This window comes from Synechococcus sp. CCY9202 (genome assembly GCF_034931685.1).
Classification (GTDB): Bacteria; Cyanobacteriota; Cyanobacteriia; order PCC-6307; family Cyanobiaceae; genus CBW1002.
The window spans coordinates 1-17834 of record NZ_JAYGID010000068.1; the positions used below are offsets into that span (position 1 = coordinate 1).

Consider the following 17834-nt stretch of genomic DNA (forward strand, 5'->3'; position numbering starts at 1 on the left):
TGAGGAGCCGATCACGATTCTTGGTGAATGTGGTCGGATGCCAGATCGCATCGTCAGGGCTCAAGCCCACAAACCAGCGGAACAGCAGGTTGTAGTGGAGCTGCTCCAGCAGCAGCCTCTCGGAGCGGATGCCGTAGAACGCCTGCAACAACGAGGCCAGCAGCAGCTGCTCTGGCGGCACCGATGGTCTCCCTTCTGAGGCATACAACCTGCAGAAGGTGGGATTGAGTCGATCGAGGGCCTGATCCGCCAGCTTCCGGATCCGCCGCAGCGGATGACTGGTCGGGATCCGCTCCTCGATCGAGACGTAGGAGAACAAGGAGCCGCTGCGCTCCTGCTGACCTCGCATCAAACCTGGGGCAGCTGGCCCATTTTCGCAGAGGAAGCGGGGTTTTTCAGCAAACTCCTAAGGTCCGGGAATCTCTTCTGACTCTTCGCCGATGGCGGTCGTTGACCCCCTGCTCTCCGTCGACCGCGGCCTGCGCAGCTTTGCGCTGGCCGAAGGCATCCTGATGCTGGTGCTGGGGCTGCTGGCCCTGTTCTTTCCGGTTGTGGCCTCGATCTGGGTGACCGCCATGGTGGCGGTGGCCTTTCTGGTGGGCGGGCTGGTCGGCTGGATCACCAACCTGTTGCGGGCGCGCCAACTGCGCCGCTGGCTCACCTTCTCCCGCCTGCTGGTCTCCACCCTGTTCGTGGTGACGGGCTTCTGGATGCTCCATCAGATGGGAGCAGGCCCCGAGCGTGCGGCTGCCCCTGTGGCGTCCCTGGCCCTGGCGGTGGGTCTGGTGTTCCTGGTGGAGGGGGCCGTGGGCATCGTGGCCTCCCTGGCCCATCAGCGCCTGATGGGCTGGGGCTGGGGGCTGGTGAACGGCGTGGTGACCCTGGTGCTGGGGCTGCTGATCCTCACGATGAAGTTCTGGAACCTGAGCTGGGTGCTTGGGGTGCTCGTGGGCGTGAGTTTCCTGTTCAGCGGCCTCGATCTGATCACCTTCAGCGCCAGCTTCCACGACGGCGAAGCAGGCTCTGACGTCGGCGGCTGAGGACGGGATCAGGACTCGTCCTGGGCCTGATCAGGGTCATGGGTCTGATCGGATTTCTCCTGCGACTGATCAGCCTGGTCCTCACTGCCATCAAGGGCGACGAGCCAGATCGATCCGGTTTCGGCATGGAGCTGGATGCGGAATTCCTGGCCGGGCACCAGGCCGAGGCGTCGGGTGTAAGCCTGGCCGATCAGAAGATTTCCGTTGCCATGCACCCGGGTGCGGAATTCGGCCTGGCGTCCCTTGCTGCCACCGCCAGCACCACCGCCGCCACCTGGCGTTTCCGGCAGGCGATAACCCTTGGCTTCCACCAGGGCGCGATAAAAACTTTTCTTCAGGACCCGGCCACTGGGCCCCACGTAGCCGCAGGCACGGGCGATCTGCTCTTCCGGACGGTTGCTCAACGAGCGAGCTCGCTCCAGCAGTTCCTTTCCCTTGAGCATGTCCTGGCTCTGGGCGGGTCGTGCGTCCGTTGTGCGGGCCGAGGTAGTTCCGTTCCTGTAGGACATCGGGGCGGGCTTGGTACGGACTGGAGGGCTTCGGCCTGCGCCGATTGTGCCCAGACGGGTGACCTACCAGCAAGCGCAGGTGAGGCTCAGAGCACGTAGAGCAGACCGAAGAGCACCAGCCAGATCACATCGACGAAGTGCCAGTAGAGCTCTGCTGCTTCGAGCCCAAAGGGTTCGCTGGTGCTCACCCGACCCCGATCGCGGGTCTGGAACCAGACCACCAGAATGCAGATCACTCCCAGGGTCACGTGCAGGCCATGGAAACCGGTCAGCGCGTAAAAGGTGCTGGCGAAGAGGTTCTCGGTGAGCCCGAAGGGCAGGGAGAAGTACTCCACCATCTGGCCGGCCAGGAAGGCACTGCCGAGGGCTGCCGTGAGCAGCAGCCAGGGGCGGCAGCCGCTGCGGTTTCCGGCCAGCAGCTGCTTGCCACCGCGATGGAACGTGAAACTGCTCACCACCAGCAGAACGGTGTTGAGACTGGGCAGCAGAAGTTCCAGTTCGTAGTTCGATCCCGGTGGGAGCGGATTCACCGCACGGAAGGTGAGGTAAGCAGCGAAAAATCCCGCAAAGGTCATGCCGTCCGCCACCAGGAACAGCAGCAGCCCGAACATGCGGAAATCCCCATGACCATGCTCCACCGCATCAGCAGGAGGAGCCAGGCTCGTGGCACTGACGACGGTGGAGGAGGAGGCGAGGCTGGTCATTGGAGCAGGGGCTGCGGAATGGGGAACGGTGGTGGATCAGATCACCAGTATCATGGGCCAGTTCAGAAGAAGGTGCTGTTCAGCAGAAGCTGACCCGTGGGTCTCTCAGCCCCGCCCGCCGCTCCAGAGATCCTTGCCACTGGTGACGTCGAGATCGATCTGGTCGGCAGGGATGCCATAGGCGTAGGGCTCATGCACCAGCGGAGCCGCTCCTACCCAGTTCTCAACCGGAGGCGGCGAGGAGGTGAGCCATTCGGGAGTCAGGGCGCGCCAGGGGTTGTCTCCCGCCACGGGGCCGCGGAAGGCACTCCAAATCACGTTGTAAAGCAGGGGCAACGTGCTGACCGCCATCAGCAGGGCGCCAACGCTGCTGGCCTGATTGAGCGTGGTGAAGGCGGGGTCGTACTCGGCGACACGGCGGGGCATGCCATTGAGACCAAGCCAGTGCTGGGGAAGGAAGCAGAGATTGAAACCAACGAACGTGAGCAGGAAGTGAAGCCGCCCCAGGTCTTCGTTGAGCATGCGGCCGGTGAACTTGGGGTACCAGTGGTAGATCGCCGCAAAGATCACAAAAACGGTGCCGCCATAGACAATGTAATGAAAATGTCCGACCACGAAATACGTGTCGTGGACGTGAATATCAAACGGAACCTGGGCCAGGGCAACGCCAGTGATGCCGCCAAAGACGAAGTGAAAGATGAAGGCGCAGGAGAACAGCATGGCGCTGTTCAGGGCAATCTTGCCGCCCCACAGGGTCGCCAGCCAGTTGAAGAATTTGATGCCGGTCGGCACGGCGATGAAGGAGGTGGCGATCGTGAAGAACAGGCGCATCCAGGGCGGTGTGCCGCTGGTGAACATGTGGTGGGCCCAGACGATCAACCCGAGAAAGACAATCCCCAGGATCGAATACACCATCGTGGTGTAACCAAACAGCGGCTTGCGCGCATGGATCGGCAGGATCTCACTCACCAGACCGAAGGCCGGCAGCACCATGATGTAAACAGCCGGATGGGAATAGAACCAGAACAGGTGCTGATACACCACTACGTTGCCGCCCAGGGCAGGATTGAAGAAGCCGGTGTGGGCGACGATATCGAAGCTGAGCAGGATCAGAGTGCCTGCGAGAACTGGCGTGGAAAGCACCACCAGAATGCTGGTGCCCAGCATGGCCCAGCAATACATCGGTAGCTGCATCAATTTCAGGCCAGGCTGACGCAGCTTCAGCACAGTGGCGATGAAGTTGATCGCCCCGAAGATCGAACTGCCCCCAAGGAGCAACACACTCAGAATCCAGACCACCTGCCCCGCCGCAGGGGTGGTGATGCTCAGCGGCGGATAGGCGGTCCAGCCGGACTGAGCTGCACCCGAGATGAAATAGCTGCTGATCAGAAGGATTCCAGCTGGAGGGATCATCCAGAAGGCCACGGCATTGAGCCGGGGGAATGCCATATCCCTGGCACCTACATAGAAGGGAATCAGGTAATTGCCGAAGCCGCCATTCACTACCGGCACGATCCAGAGAAAGATCATCACCGTGCCATGCAGGGTGAGCACCTCGTTGTAGGTATCCCGGCTGATGAAATCAGAGATGGGGCTGGCCAGCTCGGTGCGGATCACACCAGCCAGAGCACCCCCGATCAGATAGAAGATGAAACCGGTGACGAGGTACTGAAGGCCGATCACCTTGTGATCCAGGCTGAAGCTGAAATAGCGCAGCCACCCTTGGGGTTGCAGGCTGCCCTGGAAGCTTTCGGGGCTGGCGACGGTCATGGAAACAGGGGTGGCGGAATCGAAAGTCGGGAGCCGAGGCCGGTGGGTCTGAAAAAGCTTGATCAGACTTCGTGATCTCAGCCAGTCGGCGGGGCCGCTGCCAGGGCCACCGTGCTGGGCGCCGCCGGGGCGTTCTGGTGAATCCAGGCCTCGAAGGCCTCCTGTTCATGGACCACCACGTTGGTGCGCATGCCGCCGTGGTATGGGCCGCAGAGCTCGGCGCAGACGATCGGGTAGGTGCCAGGACGGGTGGGGGTGAACGACATCACGGTGGGCTGGCCGGGGATCACGTCCTGCTTCAGACGGAACTGGGGCACCCAGAAGGCATGAATCACATCACGGGCTTCCATGCGCAGCTGCACGGGACGACCAACCGGCACATGCAGCTCCCCGCTGGTGATGGAGCTGTCCGGGTAATGGAAGATGAAAGCGAACTGCATGGCGGTCAGCTCCACGGGCAAGGCATCGCCCGAGGCAGTGCTGATGCCACCCCAGACGCGTTCCGCTTGAGCCTCGTCCGGGTCATCGGCCAGCAGGGTTGTGCTGTTGTCTGCCCCCTCGTGAAGCAGGGCTGGAGCGGCCACGGCATCGCCGCCTTGGTGCTGGTGCTCAGCAAGCATCACGGACGAGACATCGCCATGCATGGCTTCATGCCCGTTCAGGGGCGTCATGCCGCCCATGCGCTCATAGATGTCGTAGCTGTAGATGCCTACGAACAGCACCACCACGGCAGGGATAGCGGTCCAGAGGATCTCAAGGGGCAGATTCCCTTCAATCGCCAGGCCGTCGCCCCGATCGCCGGGAAGACGACGAAACCGCACCAGGCTGAAAATCAGCAAGCCGGTCACCCCCACGAACAGGATCGTGCCGATGCTGAACAGAACCTGAAAGAGCGCGTCGTAGACCGGGGCATTGCTGCTGGCGTCCACGGGCAGCAGATTGACGTTCTGACCCACCCAGAGGCCACCGAGCACCAGCACCATGCCCAGAACCAGCGTGATCAGGGAGGTGGGAATGGTCACCGGGGCAGATCAGATCAGCAGCCAGCCTATGGGGCCTGGATTGCGGCAGTGGATCCAGTCACTGAATGCAGTCAGTTGATCCAGTCGCCGGATCCGGCAGTGAATTCCGATGCAACGGCGAAACGGGGGTCAGGCGACGTCTGGAACGAAGCGATGAGACGTGAGGGAATCGCAACGCTTTTGAACTGGCTACTTTATGGCTCCCCGTAGGGATTCCTTGATCACATCCCTGGCGCTGCTGCTCTCCCACCTTGTTGTGGCATTGGTGGCCCTGGTCGCCATCGGCGGCGCAACACGGGTGATGGAGGCTGGTCTGGCCTGCCCGGATTGGCCGCTTTGTTATGGCGTGCTTCTGCCTGGTCAGCAGATGAACATGCAGGTGTTTCTCGAGTGGTTTCACCGCCTCGATGCCTTCCTGGTCGGGGTGGCCTTGCTGGTGCTCTGCGCCATCAGCCTGCTGCGCAGACGCCTGCTGCCCGCCTGGCTGCCCTGGTTCAGTGCAGCGGCCCTGCTGATGGTGGCCGTTCAGGGGGCACTGGGTGCCCTCACCGTGACCCGTTTGCTGGCCTCGGACATCGTCACCGCCCACCTGGCCACGGCCCTCGCCCTGGTGGCTCTGATGAGCGCCGGCTATCAGAGGTTGGCAGCCCCAGCTGAGTCCCCACCGATCTGGTTCCGGGTTCTGTCCAGTCTGGCGCTGGTTCTGGTCTTCGCACAGTGCGTTCTGGGCGGGAGCATGGCCAGCCAGTGGGCCGCCGATCGCTGTTTCTCAGCGGGCGATGCCTGCCGCTGGCTGCTGGCCCACCGCATCGGCGCCTACCCGGCCGCCGCTGCGGTGTTGGCCATGGCGATCGGCAGCCTCACCCTGCCGCGACGCTGCCGCCATCTCCAGGGTCTGGCCCTGGGGGCGACGGCCCTGGTGGCCGCCCAGGTTGTTCTTGGAATCCTCACCTTGAGCCAGCAGCTTCAGGTCCCCGGCCTAACCGTGGCCCATCAGCTGGTTGCTTCCTTGCTGGTGGCCGTCCTCGCCGCGATTCTCGGTCGCAGTGCGGTACCGAGCTCCGTTGCAGACGCTCCGGCGGCCTGCGGCATTCCCAATCCATCCCTGTCCGCGAAGGTGGCCCATGGTTAGCGTCAACCCTGAGGCTCTGGCGGCCGTTTCCCGTCCCGCCGTGCCGCGGTCGGTCCGTCTGCCCGCCTGGCTGGAGGTGGCCAAGCCCCGCCTGATTCCCCTGCTTCTGGCCACCACACTGGCGGGCATGGCCCTCTCGGTGGGCTGGCCACTCGATCCGCTGCGGATCACCTGCACCCTGGTGGGCGGTGCCCTCGCTTCTGCCGCCGCCGGTGTGCTCAATTGCCTCTGGGAGCAGGAACTCGACGGCCGCATGCAGCGCACCAGCCGACGGGCTCTGCCCTCCGGTCGGCTCGCCCAGCGCCAGGCCTTCCTGCTGGCCATCCTGCTCACCTCCGCCTCGGTGGCGGTGCTGGTTCTGGGGGTCAACCCGCTGGCGGCCGCGCTGGCTCTGCTGGGGTTATGCAGCTATGTGCTGCTCTACACGGCCCTGCTCAAACCCCGCACACCACGCAATATCGTGGTAGGCGGCGTTGCCGGAGCCATTCCCCCCCTGGTGGGGGCTGCGGCCGCCGGTGGCCTGCCCACCTGGTCGAGCTGGTGGCTGTTCAGCCTGGTTATGCTCTGGACTCCCGCCCATTTCTGGGCCCTCGCTCTGCTTCTCAAGGATGACTACCGCTCGGTCGGCATTCCCATGCTGCCGGTGGTCAAGGGCGAAGCCGTCACCGCCCTGGCGATCGGTCGCTATGCCTGGGCCACCGTGCTGGCGAGTGGCATCGGCGTGCTGGCCCTGCCCAGCGGCGGCCTGCTCTATGGCCTGCTGGTGGTGCCCTTCAACGCACGCCTGCTGCAACTCAGCGGTGCCCTCAGCCGTGACCCCAACGATCCCCAGCGTGCTCGCAACCTGTTTCGCTGGTCGATCCTCTATCTGTTCGGCATCTGCCTGTTGCTGGTGATGGCCCGATCCCCTCAGGCGGAGGCCTTCAGCCTGGTGGCATTCACCCCGCTGCTGGGCCTGGGGCTGTCCTGATGCTCCGGCCTGGATCACTGGTGTGTCGGATGGCCCGTCCGGTTCTCCTTAGATTGGCCAACCATGCGTGGTTTCCAGGAGTGGTGAGCGGGTGATCGAGCTCCAGCACCTCAGCAAGCATTACGGCAGCGTTCAGGCCCTCGACGGCCTCTCGCTGCATGTGCCCCAGGGCTGCCTTTACGGCCTTCTGGGGCCCAATGGAGCCGGTAAGACCACCTGCCTGCGCATCCTCTGCACCCTGCTGGCCCCGGATAGCGGCACTGTCTCGGTGGCCGGAGTCGATGCCCTGGCCCAGCCGCGCCAGGTGCGTCGGCTGCTCGGCTACGTCGCCCAGGAAGTGGCGATCGACAAGATCCTCAGCGGCCGCGAGCTGTTGCGGTTACAGGGCGACCTCTACCACTTGCCGACCAGCGAGCGGGATCGCCGCATCGCCGAACTGATCGACCTGCTGGGCATGGAGGAGTGGATCGATCGTCGCTGTGGCTCCTATTCCGGCGGCATGCGTCGCCGCCTGGACCTGGCCACCGGGCTGCTGCATCGCCCCCGCGTTCTGGTGTTGGATGAGCCCACCGTGGGGTTGGATATCGAAAGTCGCTCTGCCATCTGGCAGGTGCTACGTCAGCTGCGGGATGAAGGAACCACGGTGCTGCTCAGCAGCCATTACCTCGAGGAGGTCGATGCCCTGGCCGATCGCCTGGCCATCGTGGAGGCTGGCCGGGTGATCGCCGAAGGCACCCCCAGCGAGCTCAAGGGCGCCCTCGGTGGCGACCGCGTCACCCTGCGGGTGCGGGAGTTCAGCACAGCCGAAGAGGCCGAGCGGGTGCGCGGGCTGCTGGTGGCCTGTGGCGGGGTGCGGCAGGTGGTGGTGAACCGGGCCCAGGGCTACTCGCTCAATCTGGTGGTGGACGACACCGCCGTGCTCGAAACCCTGCGCCATCAGCTGATGCAGGCCGATCTGCCGGTGTTCGCCCTGGCCCAGAGCCGCCCCAGCCTTGACGATGTCTATCTGCAGGCCACGGGCCGCACCCTGATGGATGCCGAGCTGGCCGTGGCCGGGAGCCGCGATCCCAAGGCCGAACGCAAACAGGCGATGCGCTGACCCCTGGCCGCGAAGCGTTTCCTCCTTCCTCCGTCACTGTTCTGCACCCGGTTCCGTTCTGGTCCGGCTGCCCTGCTTTCCGATCCGCCGCCGATCCGCCGATGACCAGCGCCACGCCTTCCTACCTCTCAGCCGGCACCCCAGCGGAGCAAGAGCCCTCCGCCTTTGCCGAAATCCGTCAGGAAACCCTGGCGCTCACCCGCCGCCTCTTCCTGCAGTTGCAGCGTCGCCCCTCCACCCTGGTGGCCGGCGTTCTGCAGCCGCTGATCTGGCTGATCCTCTTCGGTGCCCTGTTCGCCAATGCGCCAACGGGGCTGCTGCCGGGGGGCGAGAGCTATGGCCGCTTCCTGGGGGCGGGGGTGATCGTGTTCACCGCCTTCAGCGCCGCCCTCAACGCCGGGCTGCCGGTGATGTTCGACCGGGAGTTCGGCTTCCTCAACCGTCTGCTGGTGGCGCCGCTGCGCTCACGCAGCTCGATCGTGCTGGCGTCGGTGCTCTACATCACCAGCCTCAGCCTGGTGCAGAGCCTGGCGATCATGGGCACCGCCGCCCTGCTGGGCTACGGCTGGCCGGGGGGTGCGGGGTTGCTGCTGGTGCTGGTCACCCTGCTGCTGCTGGTGTTCGCGGTGACGGCCCTCAGCCTCGGTCTCGCCTTTGCCCTGCCCGGCCACATCGAGCTGATCGCAGTGATCTTCGTGGCCAACCTGCCGCTGCTGTTTGCCAGCACCGCCCTGGCGCCGCTGGCCTTCATGCCGGCCTGGCTGCGCTGGCTGGCCGCGATCAATCCGCTCACCTTCGCGATCGAGCCGATCCGCGCCGCCTATGCCGGCCAGGTCAGTTTGTCGGCGGTGGTGATGGAGGCTCCCTACGGTTCACTCACCACCACCACCTGCCTGCTGATCCTCACCGCCCTGGCGGCCGGCTTGTTTCTGCTGATCCGCCCGCTTCTGGATCGCAAACTCGCCTGAATGATGACCAGCACTTCCGCCGCGGCCTTCGATCCATTGTCCGTCCGCTCTGTGCCCGGGCGATCCGCTCTGGCGGGCGGCCTGATCGTGTCCGTCCAAGCGCCGGAAGGATCACCGATGCGTGAACCGTCCGTGATCGCAGCCATGGCGGAAGCCAGCCTGGCCCAGGGCGCGATCGGGGTGCGGCTGGAGAGCCCCGAACACATCGGTGCCGTGCGTCGTCGCTGCCCACAGGCCCTGATCGTGGGGCTGTGGAAACGCACCCTTCCCGGCAGCGCCGTGTACATCACGCCACGCTGGCAGGACCTGCAGCAGGTGTGGGCGGCAGGAGCCGATGTGGTGGCCATCGATGCCACCGATCGCCCCAGACCGGAGCACGAAACCCTGGTCGAGATCGTTGCGCGGGCCAGGGCGATGGGCATTCCCCTGATGGCCGATGTCGATGGCATCGCCAATGGGCTGAGGGCTGCCGCCCTGGGCTGCCACTGGGTGGGAACCACTCTGTACGGCTACACGGAAGACACCTCCGGACTCAGACCTCCAGCCTGGAATCTGCTGGAGCCCCTGCGCCGCCAGCTTTCTCCGGAGGTGATCCTGGTCTGCGAGGGCGGCATCGCCTCGGCCGAGCAGGCCGCTGAGGCTGTCAGCCGAGGAGCCGATGCCGTGGTGGTGGGCACCGCCATCACCGGAGTGGATCTACAGGTGGCGGCCTACGTGAAGCGCTTGCGCGCCTGAGCGGGAGCTGGTGCACTGACGCTTGGGCCTCAGGAGGGGCGTGGGCCGACTGACCCACACCCACCGGGGCCTCACATCATGCCGGGCATCCCCATGCCGCCCATGCCGGGCATGCCCATACCGCCCATGCCACCCATTCCGCCCATGCCACCCATGCCACCCATTCCGCCCATGCCACCCATGTCGCCACCAGGGGCGGCAGCAGCGGGCTCGGGCTTGTCGGCGATCACCGCTTCAGTGGTGATCAGCAGCGCTGCAATCGACACCGCATCCTGCAGGGCCAGACGAACCACTTTGGCGGCATCGACGATGCCAGCGGCCAGCAGATCCTCATAGCAGCCGCTGGCGGCGTTGTAGCCCTGACCCCGGCTCAGGCACTCGGAGGTCACCACCGAACCATCGGCACCGGCGTTGACCGCAATCTGACGCGCCGGCTCACCCAGGGCGTGCTGCACGATCGCCACACCGGTTCGAGCATCGCCGCTGCTGCTCGCCAGCAGGCCATCGAGCTCCGAGGCCAGCTGAAGAAGGGTGAAGCCGCCCCCGGGAATGATGCCCTCCTCGATCGCCGCACGGGTGGCATTGAGGGCATCCTCGATGCGCAGCTTGCGGTTGCGCAGTTCGGTTTCGGTGGGGGCTCCCACCTTGATCACCGCCACGCCGCCGGCGAGTTTGGCGATCCGCTCGTTGAGCTTTTCACAGTCGTACTCGGAGTCGGTGGCATCGAGTTCGCGCTTGATCGCGGCCACCCGGTCGACCACCGCCTGGCGGTGATCATCGGTCGCCACAAGAGTGGTGCTGTCCTTGGTGATCGTGATCCGGCGGGCCGTTCCCAGGTCCGCGAGGGTCACCGCCTCGAGGCTCATGGCCCTGTCCTCGCTCACCACGGTGGCGCCGGTGAGGATGGCGATGTCTTCCAGCATGGCCTTGCGGCGATCGCCGAAGCCGGGAGCCCGCACGGCCGCCACCTGCAGCACGCCGCGGTTCTTGTTCACCACCAGGGTGGCCAGGGCCTCACCGTCCACCTCCTCGGCCAGGATCACCAGGGGCCGGCCACTGCGGGCCACGGCCTCCAGCACCGGCACCAGATCGGCGACGCTGCTCACCTTGCGGTCGGTGATCAGCAGGAGGGCATTCTCATAGACGCACTCCAGCCGCTCCTGGTCGGTCACGAAGTAGGGGGAGCTGTAGCCCCGATCGAAGGCCATGCCTTCGGTGATCTCCAGTTCGGTGGCCAGGGATTTCGACTCCTCCACGGTGATCACCCCGTCGGCGCTCACCGTGTCCATGGCTTTGGCGATCATGCCGCCCACTTCGTCGTCGTTGCCGGAGCTCACGGTGGCCACCTGGCGGATGGCGTCTCCCGCCACCGACTGGGCACGGGCGGCGATGCCGCTCACGACCAGGGCAACGGCCTGCTCCATGCCGCGGCGCAGCTGCACCGGGCTGGCGCCAGCGGCCACATTCTTCATGCCTTCCCGCACCATCGACTGGGCCAGCACCGTGGCCGTGGTGGTGCCGTCACCGGCCTTGTCCTTGGTCTTGGCGGCCACCTGCTGAATCAGCTTGGCGCCGATGTTCTCGAAGGGATCCTCGAGTTCGATGTCCCGGGCGATGGTGACACCGTCATTGACGATGTCCGGAGCGCCGAACTTCTTCTCCAGCACGACGTTGCGGCCCTTCGGACCGATCGTGACCCTCACGGCGTCGGCCAGGGCATTGACCCCCCGTTCCAGAGATTCGCGCGATTGATCGGCGAACTGGATCAATTTGGCCATCGGGGAGAGCAGAACAACAGATGGTTCAGCGTCCCATAGCGCACTGTCCAGCCGCAGTGCCTAGGTGGTGGTGAATGCCGAATCAGCCTGCCCGTTCCCCTGTCCCAGCGGCCCCATGGCCAGTAGCGTCAACCAAGGGCAGAGGGCCGGGAGCCTACGCGAGCCATGGAGGATCTGCTGCAGAGCGCACTGGACAGTGCCACCGCCGAGAGTGCCCTGGCCGCCAGCTCCAAGGCCGATGCCATGGTCTTCCTGCTGATCGCAGCCCTGGGCCTGCTGATGGCCCTGGTCTACGTGCCGATCCGGCTGTTTCTCACAATCACCGCCCGCCGCCGCCGGCTTCAACTGCTGCAGAGAATCCGTCGGCTGCGGGACGATCTGGGTCAGCCACTCCAGGCAGACTCCTCGACCACCTCTGACCTCCGCCCCCCAACGGTCTCGACCGCCAACGACTGATCGACCCAGGTCAAGGCACTTCTGCGTCGATCAGTTCACCGCAGCGGCCTTCAGCGCAGCGGCCTTCTTTGCAGCAGGATTCAGCCCGGCACCCTTCAGCGCATCACCATGCCGCCATCCACCTGCAGCACCTGGCCGGTCATGTAGGCACCGGCCGGATCGGCCGCCAGGAATCGCACGGCGCTGGCCACCTCGGCCGGCTGGCCCATGCGCGCCAGGGGGATCGCGGCCAGGATCGGTTCCTTGGCCAGGTCCTTGGTCATGTCGCTCTCGATGAAACCGGGAGCCACTGCATTGACGGTCACACCACGGCTGGCGAATTCGGCGGCGCTGCTGCGGGTCAGACCGATCACGCCTGCCTTGGCGGCGCTGTAGTTCGCCTGGCCGGGGTTGCCCATCAGGCCCACCACGGAGGTGATGTTGATGATCCGTCCGGCACGGGCCTTGAGCATCGTGCGGCTCACGGCGCGGGTGCAGAGGAACACGCCGGTGAGATTGAGGTCGATCACGCTCTGCCAGTCGCTGGTCTTCATGCGCATCAACAGCCCATCGCGGGTGATGCCGGCGTTGTTGACCAGCACGTCAAGCCGCCCTTCCCGCTCCAGCACCGCCTTCACCATCGACTCCACCGCCGCTTCTTCGGCCACGTTGGCCTGATAGCTCCAGGCCTTGCCGCCCTGGCCCTCAATCTCCGCCACCACGGCGGCGGCAGCCTCCGGTGAACTGGCGTAGTTCACCACCACGGTGGCGCCGCTGGCCGCCAGCTCCAGGGCGATGGCCCGTCCGATGCCGCGGCTGGCCCCGGTGACCAGGGCGACCTGGCCAGCCAGGGAAGTGGTGGGGAAGCCGCCGGACATCGCCAATCAGGTCAAGGTGGGCCCGATCGTATGTGCCGCCCACGCCCCCCTCACTCCTGCATGGTCTCGACAGCCTCCAGGGCCGGGCCGAGCAGGTCGGCGAGGGCGCGCAGCTGTTCCTTGCTGCCCAGGGCCACCAGCAGCTGGCCCGGGCCCAGGCGCACATCACCATCGGGATTGGCGATCAGGGTGACCGGCGAGGGCAGGACGGGGGCACCGCGGTAGGTGGGTATTGGCTGACTGGGCGGTTCCGGATTGCGGATCGCCAGCACAAGGGCGCCGGTGCGCCGTCGCAGGGTCAGTTCGGCGAGGGTGCGGCCACTGAGATCGCCCAGCAGGCGGGGATCACTGCTGAGCTGGAACTCCTCCACCTCGCAATTGGAGCCGGCCAGCAGGTCCATGAAGCTCACCGCCAGGGGGCGCAGGGCTGTGGCCGCCATGGTGCGTCCACCCGCCACATAGGGACTCACCACCTGATCGGCACCAGCCAGGCGCAGCTTGCGCTCAGCTTCTTCGCTGTCGGAGCGGGCGATCAGGCGGCAGCCGGGCGCCAGGCCACGGGCACTGAGCACCACGTAGAGGTTGGCGGCATTGCTCGGCAGGGCCGCCACCAGGCTGCGGCAGCGGTGGATGCCGGCCTCCACCAGGGTCTCGTCGAGGGTGGCATCGGCGCTGAGCACCGGCAAACCCCTCTCTTCCGCCTCCCGCTTGCGCTCCTCATCCATTTCGACCACCAGCAGTGACACCCCTTCGCTGCTGATCTGTTCGGCAATCTCCCGACCGATCCGCCCGTAGCCGCAGAGAATCACGTGGTTCTGCATCGTCTCGATCCAGCGGAGAAAGCGGCGCTGGCGCATGCGCCGGAAGTAGCCCGATTCTGTGAGACCCAGCACCCCCTGAATGGTGAGCTGCACCACGATCAGGCCACCGATGATCGAGAGGGCCGTCACCAGACGACCACCCGGGGAGAGGGGCTCCACCTCCCCATAGCCGATGGTGCTGATCGTGATCGCCACCATCCAGTAGCAATCGCCCCAGTCCCATCCTTCGGTCAGGCGATAGCCGAGGGCAGACAGATTGACCACGATCGCCAGGGCGACCATCGGGGTGCGCCAGGGGCGTCGCAACCGGGTGGATGGGGGACGGCGCCGGCGCCGCAGAGCAGGGATCATGGCGCCAGCCCCATCCGGTCTCGGCTCATCCGAGGCCCAGGGCCTGAAGCACCGGGTCGATGGAGAGCTCCTGCAGTTGAGCGGCCTCGCCCAGGCCCGTCACCCCCTGGCGCTGGGGCAGGCTGGCCGGATCGCGGCCCAGGGCCACCAGCGGCACACCGCACAGCAGGGCCAGCTCGATCGTGACGGGATCGCTGGCCAGCACCACGTCGGCGGCGGCCACCTGGGCAGCCCGCCGCCGCAGGGAGCCGGAACTCGGGCTGGGCGCAGTGGGCTCCAGGGTGAGGCTGCGCAGATCGCTGAGGCGGGTCTGGATGCGCTCCGGCAGGGCCTGCCAGTGGGGAGCCGGCCAGTCGCCGGCGCCGCCGGTTGGTGCCAGCAGGAGCATCGGCCCGGAGCCTTGTGGCAGGGCAGCGCTGGCCTTGTCCAGATCCGCCCTGGCGATCGGCAGGCGGTAGGCCGCGGCATCCAACCGCACCCCAACGGGGCGCAGGTAGGCCTCCAGGCGCTGATCGATCCAGCCCTGGCTGGAGGGAACAATCCGTTCGGTGGCCGAGAACCCCGCCGCCGCCACCCGGGTGGGGATGTGGCTCATCGACAGCAGCAGATCAATGGCACGGCCACCGGGTCCGCTGGCCACGAGGTTGATACAGAGCTGAAAATCAGGATCCCTCACCAGGCCCAGCAGGTTGGTCCAGTCGGCCAGGGTGGCCTTGCCATAGGCGATCGGCAGGATTTTCTCCACGGCCGGCAACAGACTCCAGACGGTCCCGGCTTCAGGGCTGCAGGCCACCTGCACCTGGAACCCGAGCTGATCCGCCGCTGCCGCCACCGCCGGCAGAACCTGCAACTGGCTGACGCTGTCGCCTGGAATCAGAAAAAGGGCGCGCATCAGGCGTTGGGCGGGGCATCGCGGCCTGATTGTATGGAGCAGTTCCTGATCTGCCCGTCGTTCCGGGAGCTGCTTGTGCATCTGCTGATCGCCGCCGCCGGCAGCGGCCGCCGTATGGGGGCCGAGGGCAACAAGCTCCTGCTGGCGGTGGCCGGTCGTCCCGTGCTGGCCTGGACTCTGGATGCGGCCCTGGCCTGTCCGGTGATCCGCTGGATCGGGGTGGTGGGTCAGCCCGTGGACGAGGAGGCCGTGGCGGCGATTGTGGCGGCAGCCGGGCCCAGGCTGCCGGTGCAGTGGATCGTGGGCGGCGACACCCGGCAGGAATCGGTGAGCCGCGGCCTGGCGGCCCTGCCCACCGAGGCCGAGGGGGTCCTGATCCACGATGGAGCCCGCTGCCTGGTGGAGCCGGAGCTGCTGAGCCGCTGCGCCGAGGCCGTGGCCGCCGGCGCCGCCGTGATCGCCGCCACCCCCGTGACCGACACGATCAAGCAGGTGGACGATGCGGGCACGATCCAAGCCACCCCCGATCGCAGCGACCTCTGGGCAGCCCAGACGCCCCAAGGCTTCCCGGTGGACGATCTGCGCCAGGCCCATGCGATCGCCGCCACCGAGGGCTGGAGCGTCACCGACGACGCGGCCCTGTTCGAAAAGCTCGGAAAACCCGTCAAGGTGCTGCAGGCGCCGCCGTCCAACATCAAGCTCACCACGCCCTTTGATCTCACGATTGCCGAGGCGGTGCTGGCCCAGCGGGCGGCCGGATGAGTGCTGACCACTGCGCCGCTGACCACTCCGCCGCTGACCACCGCACCACGGCTCAGATCCCACCCACCTCCAGGGTGCCGAGCCGGCCATCCAGCCGGGCCGGTGCCCCGATCGGCAGGGCGGCGTTGCCGGGGGCATGGCCCACCGGCAGGCCAGCCACCACGGGGATTTCCAGATCCTGGGTGCGTTCGCGCAGCACCTGCTCCAGGCTGAAGCGCCCGGCGGCTCCGCGGGCCGCGATCAGGCTGTTGTCTTCGGACGCGCCGTCGTGTTGATATGAGCCGTTGGCTTCGACCTCGTCGTCTTGTGGTGGCTCTTCGATGGGCTCATCACAGCCCAGGAAGCTGCCGAAGCCGATGCCGGCCAGGCCCTGCAGAGCACCGCAGAGGCGCCAGTGGGTCAGCATCCGCTCGATCCGGTAGGGCGCCTCGCCCACATCCTCAAGAATCAGGATCGCCCCCCGCAGCTCCGGCAGGTGGGCTGTGCCCAGCAGATGGGTGGCAACAGTCAGATTGGCCACCAACAGCGGCCCCTCGGCCACACCGGCTTGCCAGCCCACGCCAGACAGCGGCGGCAGGGGTTCGCCGAACAGCAGGGCCCGCAACCGTTCCTGGCTCCAGCGGGGTTCCGTCGCCAGGGTGGTGAGCAGCGGTCCATGGATGCCGCCACGGTGGCCCCGCGCCTGCTGGGCCCACAGCAGGGAGGTGACATCGGAGAAGCCCAGCAGCCAGCCGTTCGGAAGTGACAGCGGCCGTTCCAGCAGTCGGGCGGAGCCCCAGCCCCCCCTGACGCAGGCCAACAGGGCGGCGGCGGCGTCAAGGTCCGCGGCCCGCTCCGCATCGCGGCCGGCCAGGTAGCCCCAGCGGCGCCCCAGCAGACGCTCCGGCTGGGAGGGCTCCAGCTGCAGCCCCCACCGCTGCAGCAACGCTGCACCTGCCGTGAGCCGGTCTGGGGCATCAGGGCCGATCAGAGCGGAGCTGGCCGCCACCAGCTGCACCCGATCCCCCCGGCGCAGCGGACGGGGCCAGTCCTGCGGCCAGCGCAGCTGGCTCATGCCGGTCCCCGGCTCAGCACGAGGGCCAGCAGCAGCAGGCCGCCCAGCTGGACCTGCCGCAGAAAATGGCGGCCATAGCGGGAGCGGGGCAGGGAGGGGCTGCGCAGGGCCCAGGCCTCACGCTGCATCCCCGCAGCGGCCGCCAGCCAGAGCGGCCAGAACGCCAGGCTGATCGACTGCAACACCGCCGCGATCGCCAGGGTCAGGGCGGTGACCCCGTAGCAGCCGGCCACCACCGCGGGCGCCCGGGCCCCGAGGCTCAGGGCACTGCTGCGGACCCCCAGCACGGCGTCGTCATCGCGATCGGCCATGGCATAAACCGTGTCGAAGCCGAAGGTCCAGCTCACGGCCGCCAGCCACACCAGCAGCAGTGGCGCTCCGCCGGCCAGGCTGCCCGTAGCGGCCGCCCAGGGGATCAGGGTGGCGAAGCCCCAGCACAGGGCCAGCACCAACTGCGGAAAGGCGAACCAGCGCTTGGCGGAGGGGTAGAGCAGCACCGGCGGCAGGGTGGCCACCGCCAGCAGCAGGCAGAGCGAGCGACCATCTGAAGGCAGGGCCAGCACCACCAGCAAGGCCAGCAGCAGGCAGATCAGCAGCAGGAGCACCGCCTCCGGCACCCCGGCACGGCCATCGGCCAGGGGGCGATGGCGGGTGCGTTCCACCAGCGGATCGATGCGCCGATCCCAGAGATCGTTGGCGACGCAACCGGCACCACTCACCGCCAGACCACCCAACACGATCAACCCCACCAACCCGGGCTCCGGGGGGGCCTGGGGGGTGAGCCAGAGAGCCCAGCCGGCGGGGATCAGCAGGATCAGCCGACCGCTCGGCTTGTGCCACCGCAGCAGCTCGATCCAGGCCCGCAGTCGGTCGGCGATGCCGTGGAAAGCCAGGCGACTGGGAGCCATGCAGCG

General features: G+C 66.8%; 19 protein-coding genes. 8 read left to right on the plus strand and 11 right to left on the minus strand.

What is annotated here, in order from left to right:
- On the minus strand, positions 1-349 hold a 349-nt coding region (locus VB777_RS09250), incomplete at its 3' end, for a transposase (protein WP_323248537.1).
- Positions 350-440: 91 nt separating this feature from the next.
- Here VB777_RS09250 and VB777_RS09255 point away from each other — a divergent pair.
- Entirely contained in the window at positions 441-1040 is a 600-nt protein-coding gene (locus VB777_RS09255) for an HdeD family acid-resistance protein (RefSeq protein WP_197169631.1), read from the plus strand.
- A gap of 8 nt (positions 1041-1048) precedes the next feature.
- On the opposite strand, the gene VB777_RS09260 is transcribed toward VB777_RS09255, so the two are convergent.
- The 4 genes from VB777_RS09260 to VB777_RS09275 all read right to left on the minus strand — a co-directional run bounded on the left by VB777_RS09260 (position 1049) and on the right by VB777_RS09275 (position 5045).
- Complete coding sequence (locus VB777_RS09260; protein WP_197159113.1) at positions 1049-1483, minus strand: AbrB family transcriptional regulator; 435 nt, start codon at positions 1481-1483, stop codon at positions 1049-1051.
- Between the two features lie 152 nt (positions 1484-1635).
- Positions 1636-2253, minus strand: coding sequence for a cytochrome c oxidase subunit 3 (locus VB777_RS09265; protein ID WP_197153815.1), 618 nt, complete (start codon positions 2251-2253; stop codon positions 1636-1638).
- A 105-nt stretch (positions 2254-2358) separates the two neighbouring features.
- Entirely contained in the window at positions 2359-4023 is a 1665-nt protein-coding gene (gene ctaD / locus VB777_RS09270) for a cytochrome c oxidase subunit I (protein ID WP_197153816.1), read from the minus strand.
- A gap of 77 nt (positions 4024-4100) precedes the next feature.
- Positions 4101-5045 carry a cytochrome c oxidase subunit II gene (locus VB777_RS09275; RefSeq protein ID WP_323248540.1) on the minus strand — a complete coding sequence of 315 codons (945 nt, stop codon included), beginning with the start codon at positions 5043-5045 and terminating at the stop codon, positions 4101-4103.
- 217 nt (positions 5046-5262) lie between these two features.
- Here VB777_RS09275 and VB777_RS09280 point away from each other — a divergent pair, with 217 nt between their 5' ends.
- The 5 genes from VB777_RS09280 to VB777_RS09300 all read left to right on the plus strand — a co-directional run bounded on the left by VB777_RS09280 (position 5263) and on the right by VB777_RS09300 (position 9949).
- A complete protein-coding gene (locus VB777_RS09280) occupies positions 5263-6177 on the plus strand; it encodes a COX15/CtaA family protein (protein ID WP_323248542.1) in 915 nt (304 codons plus the stop codon).
- Positions 6170-7147 carry a heme o synthase gene (locus tag VB777_RS09285; protein ID WP_323248544.1) on the plus strand — a complete coding sequence of 326 codons (978 nt, stop codon included), beginning with the start codon at positions 6170-6172 and terminating at the stop codon, positions 7145-7147. The genes VB777_RS09280 and VB777_RS09285 overlap by 8 nt, the downstream gene beginning before the upstream one ends.
- Before the next feature lie 67 nt (positions 7148-7214).
- Positions 7215-8246 (plus strand): ABC transporter ATP-binding protein, encoded by a 1032-nt coding sequence (locus tag VB777_RS09290; protein ID WP_370594740.1) that lies wholly within the window; start codon positions 7215-7217, stop codon positions 8244-8246.
- Positions 8247-8347: 101 nt separating this feature from the next.
- A complete protein-coding gene (locus VB777_RS09295; protein ID WP_322757519.1) occupies positions 8348-9214 on the plus strand; it encodes an ABC transporter permease in 867 nt (288 codons plus the stop codon).
- Positions 9215-9217: 3 nt separating this feature from the next.
- Positions 9218-9949, plus strand: a complete 732-nt coding sequence (locus tag VB777_RS09300; RefSeq protein ID WP_197169634.1) for an N-acetylmannosamine-6-phosphate 2-epimerase — start codon at positions 9218-9220, stop codon at positions 9947-9949.
- 71 nt (positions 9950-10020) lie between these two features.
- Here VB777_RS09300 and groL read toward each other — a convergent pair whose 3' ends face one another.
- Complete coding sequence (gene groL / locus VB777_RS09305) at positions 10021-11727, minus strand: chaperonin GroEL (RefSeq protein WP_323248547.1); 1707 nt, start codon at positions 11725-11727, stop codon at positions 10021-10023.
- A 165-nt stretch (positions 11728-11892) separates the two neighbouring features.
- Here groL and VB777_RS09310 point away from each other — a divergent pair, with 165 nt between their 5' ends.
- Positions 11893-12183 carry a hypothetical protein gene (locus VB777_RS09310; RefSeq protein ID WP_370594609.1) on the plus strand — a complete coding sequence of 97 codons (291 nt, stop codon included), beginning with the start codon at positions 11893-11895 and terminating at the stop codon, positions 12181-12183.
- Between the two features lie 95 nt (positions 12184-12278).
- Here VB777_RS09310 and fabG read toward each other — a convergent pair whose 3' ends face one another.
- The 3 genes from fabG to VB777_RS09325 are packed head-to-tail and all read right to left on the minus strand — an operon-like array spanning position 12279 to position 15104.
- Complete coding sequence (gene fabG / locus VB777_RS09315; RefSeq protein WP_197169636.1) at positions 12279-13040, minus strand: 3-oxoacyl-[acyl-carrier-protein] reductase; 762 nt, start codon at positions 13038-13040, stop codon at positions 12279-12281.
- Between the two features lie 50 nt (positions 13041-13090).
- Positions 13091-14212: a potassium channel family protein gene (locus VB777_RS09320; RefSeq protein WP_197153824.1), complete on the minus strand. Its 1122-nt coding sequence runs from the start codon at positions 14210-14212 to the stop codon at positions 13091-13093.
- Between the two features lie 25 nt (positions 14213-14237).
- Positions 14238-15104: a glycosyltransferase family 9 protein gene (locus VB777_RS09325; protein ID WP_197153825.1), complete on the minus strand. Its 867-nt coding sequence runs from the start codon at positions 15102-15104 to the stop codon at positions 14238-14240.
- 33 nt (positions 15105-15137) lie between these two features.
- On the opposite strand from VB777_RS09325, the gene ispD reads away from it, so the two are divergent.
- Positions 15138-15866, plus strand: a complete 729-nt coding sequence (ispD, locus tag VB777_RS09330; protein ID WP_197153826.1) for a 2-C-methyl-D-erythritol 4-phosphate cytidylyltransferase — start codon at positions 15138-15140, stop codon at positions 15864-15866.
- A 52-nt stretch (positions 15867-15918) separates the two neighbouring features.
- Here the strand turns inward: ispD and VB777_RS09335 are convergent, their stop codons facing one another.
- Both VB777_RS09335 and VB777_RS09340 read right to left on the minus strand, forming a co-directional pair.
- The gene (locus tag VB777_RS09335; RefSeq protein WP_323248551.1) at positions 15919-16920 is read right to left on the minus strand and encodes an LD-carboxypeptidase; all 1002 of its coding nucleotides are present in this window, start codon (positions 16918-16920) and stop codon (positions 15919-15921) included.
- Positions 16917-17828: a 4-hydroxybenzoate polyprenyltransferase gene (locus VB777_RS09340; protein ID WP_197169638.1), complete on the minus strand. Its 912-nt coding sequence runs from the start codon at positions 17826-17828 to the stop codon at positions 16917-16919. The genes VB777_RS09335 and VB777_RS09340 overlap by 4 nt, the downstream gene beginning before the upstream one ends.
- Positions 17829-17834 lie beyond the last annotated feature (6 nt).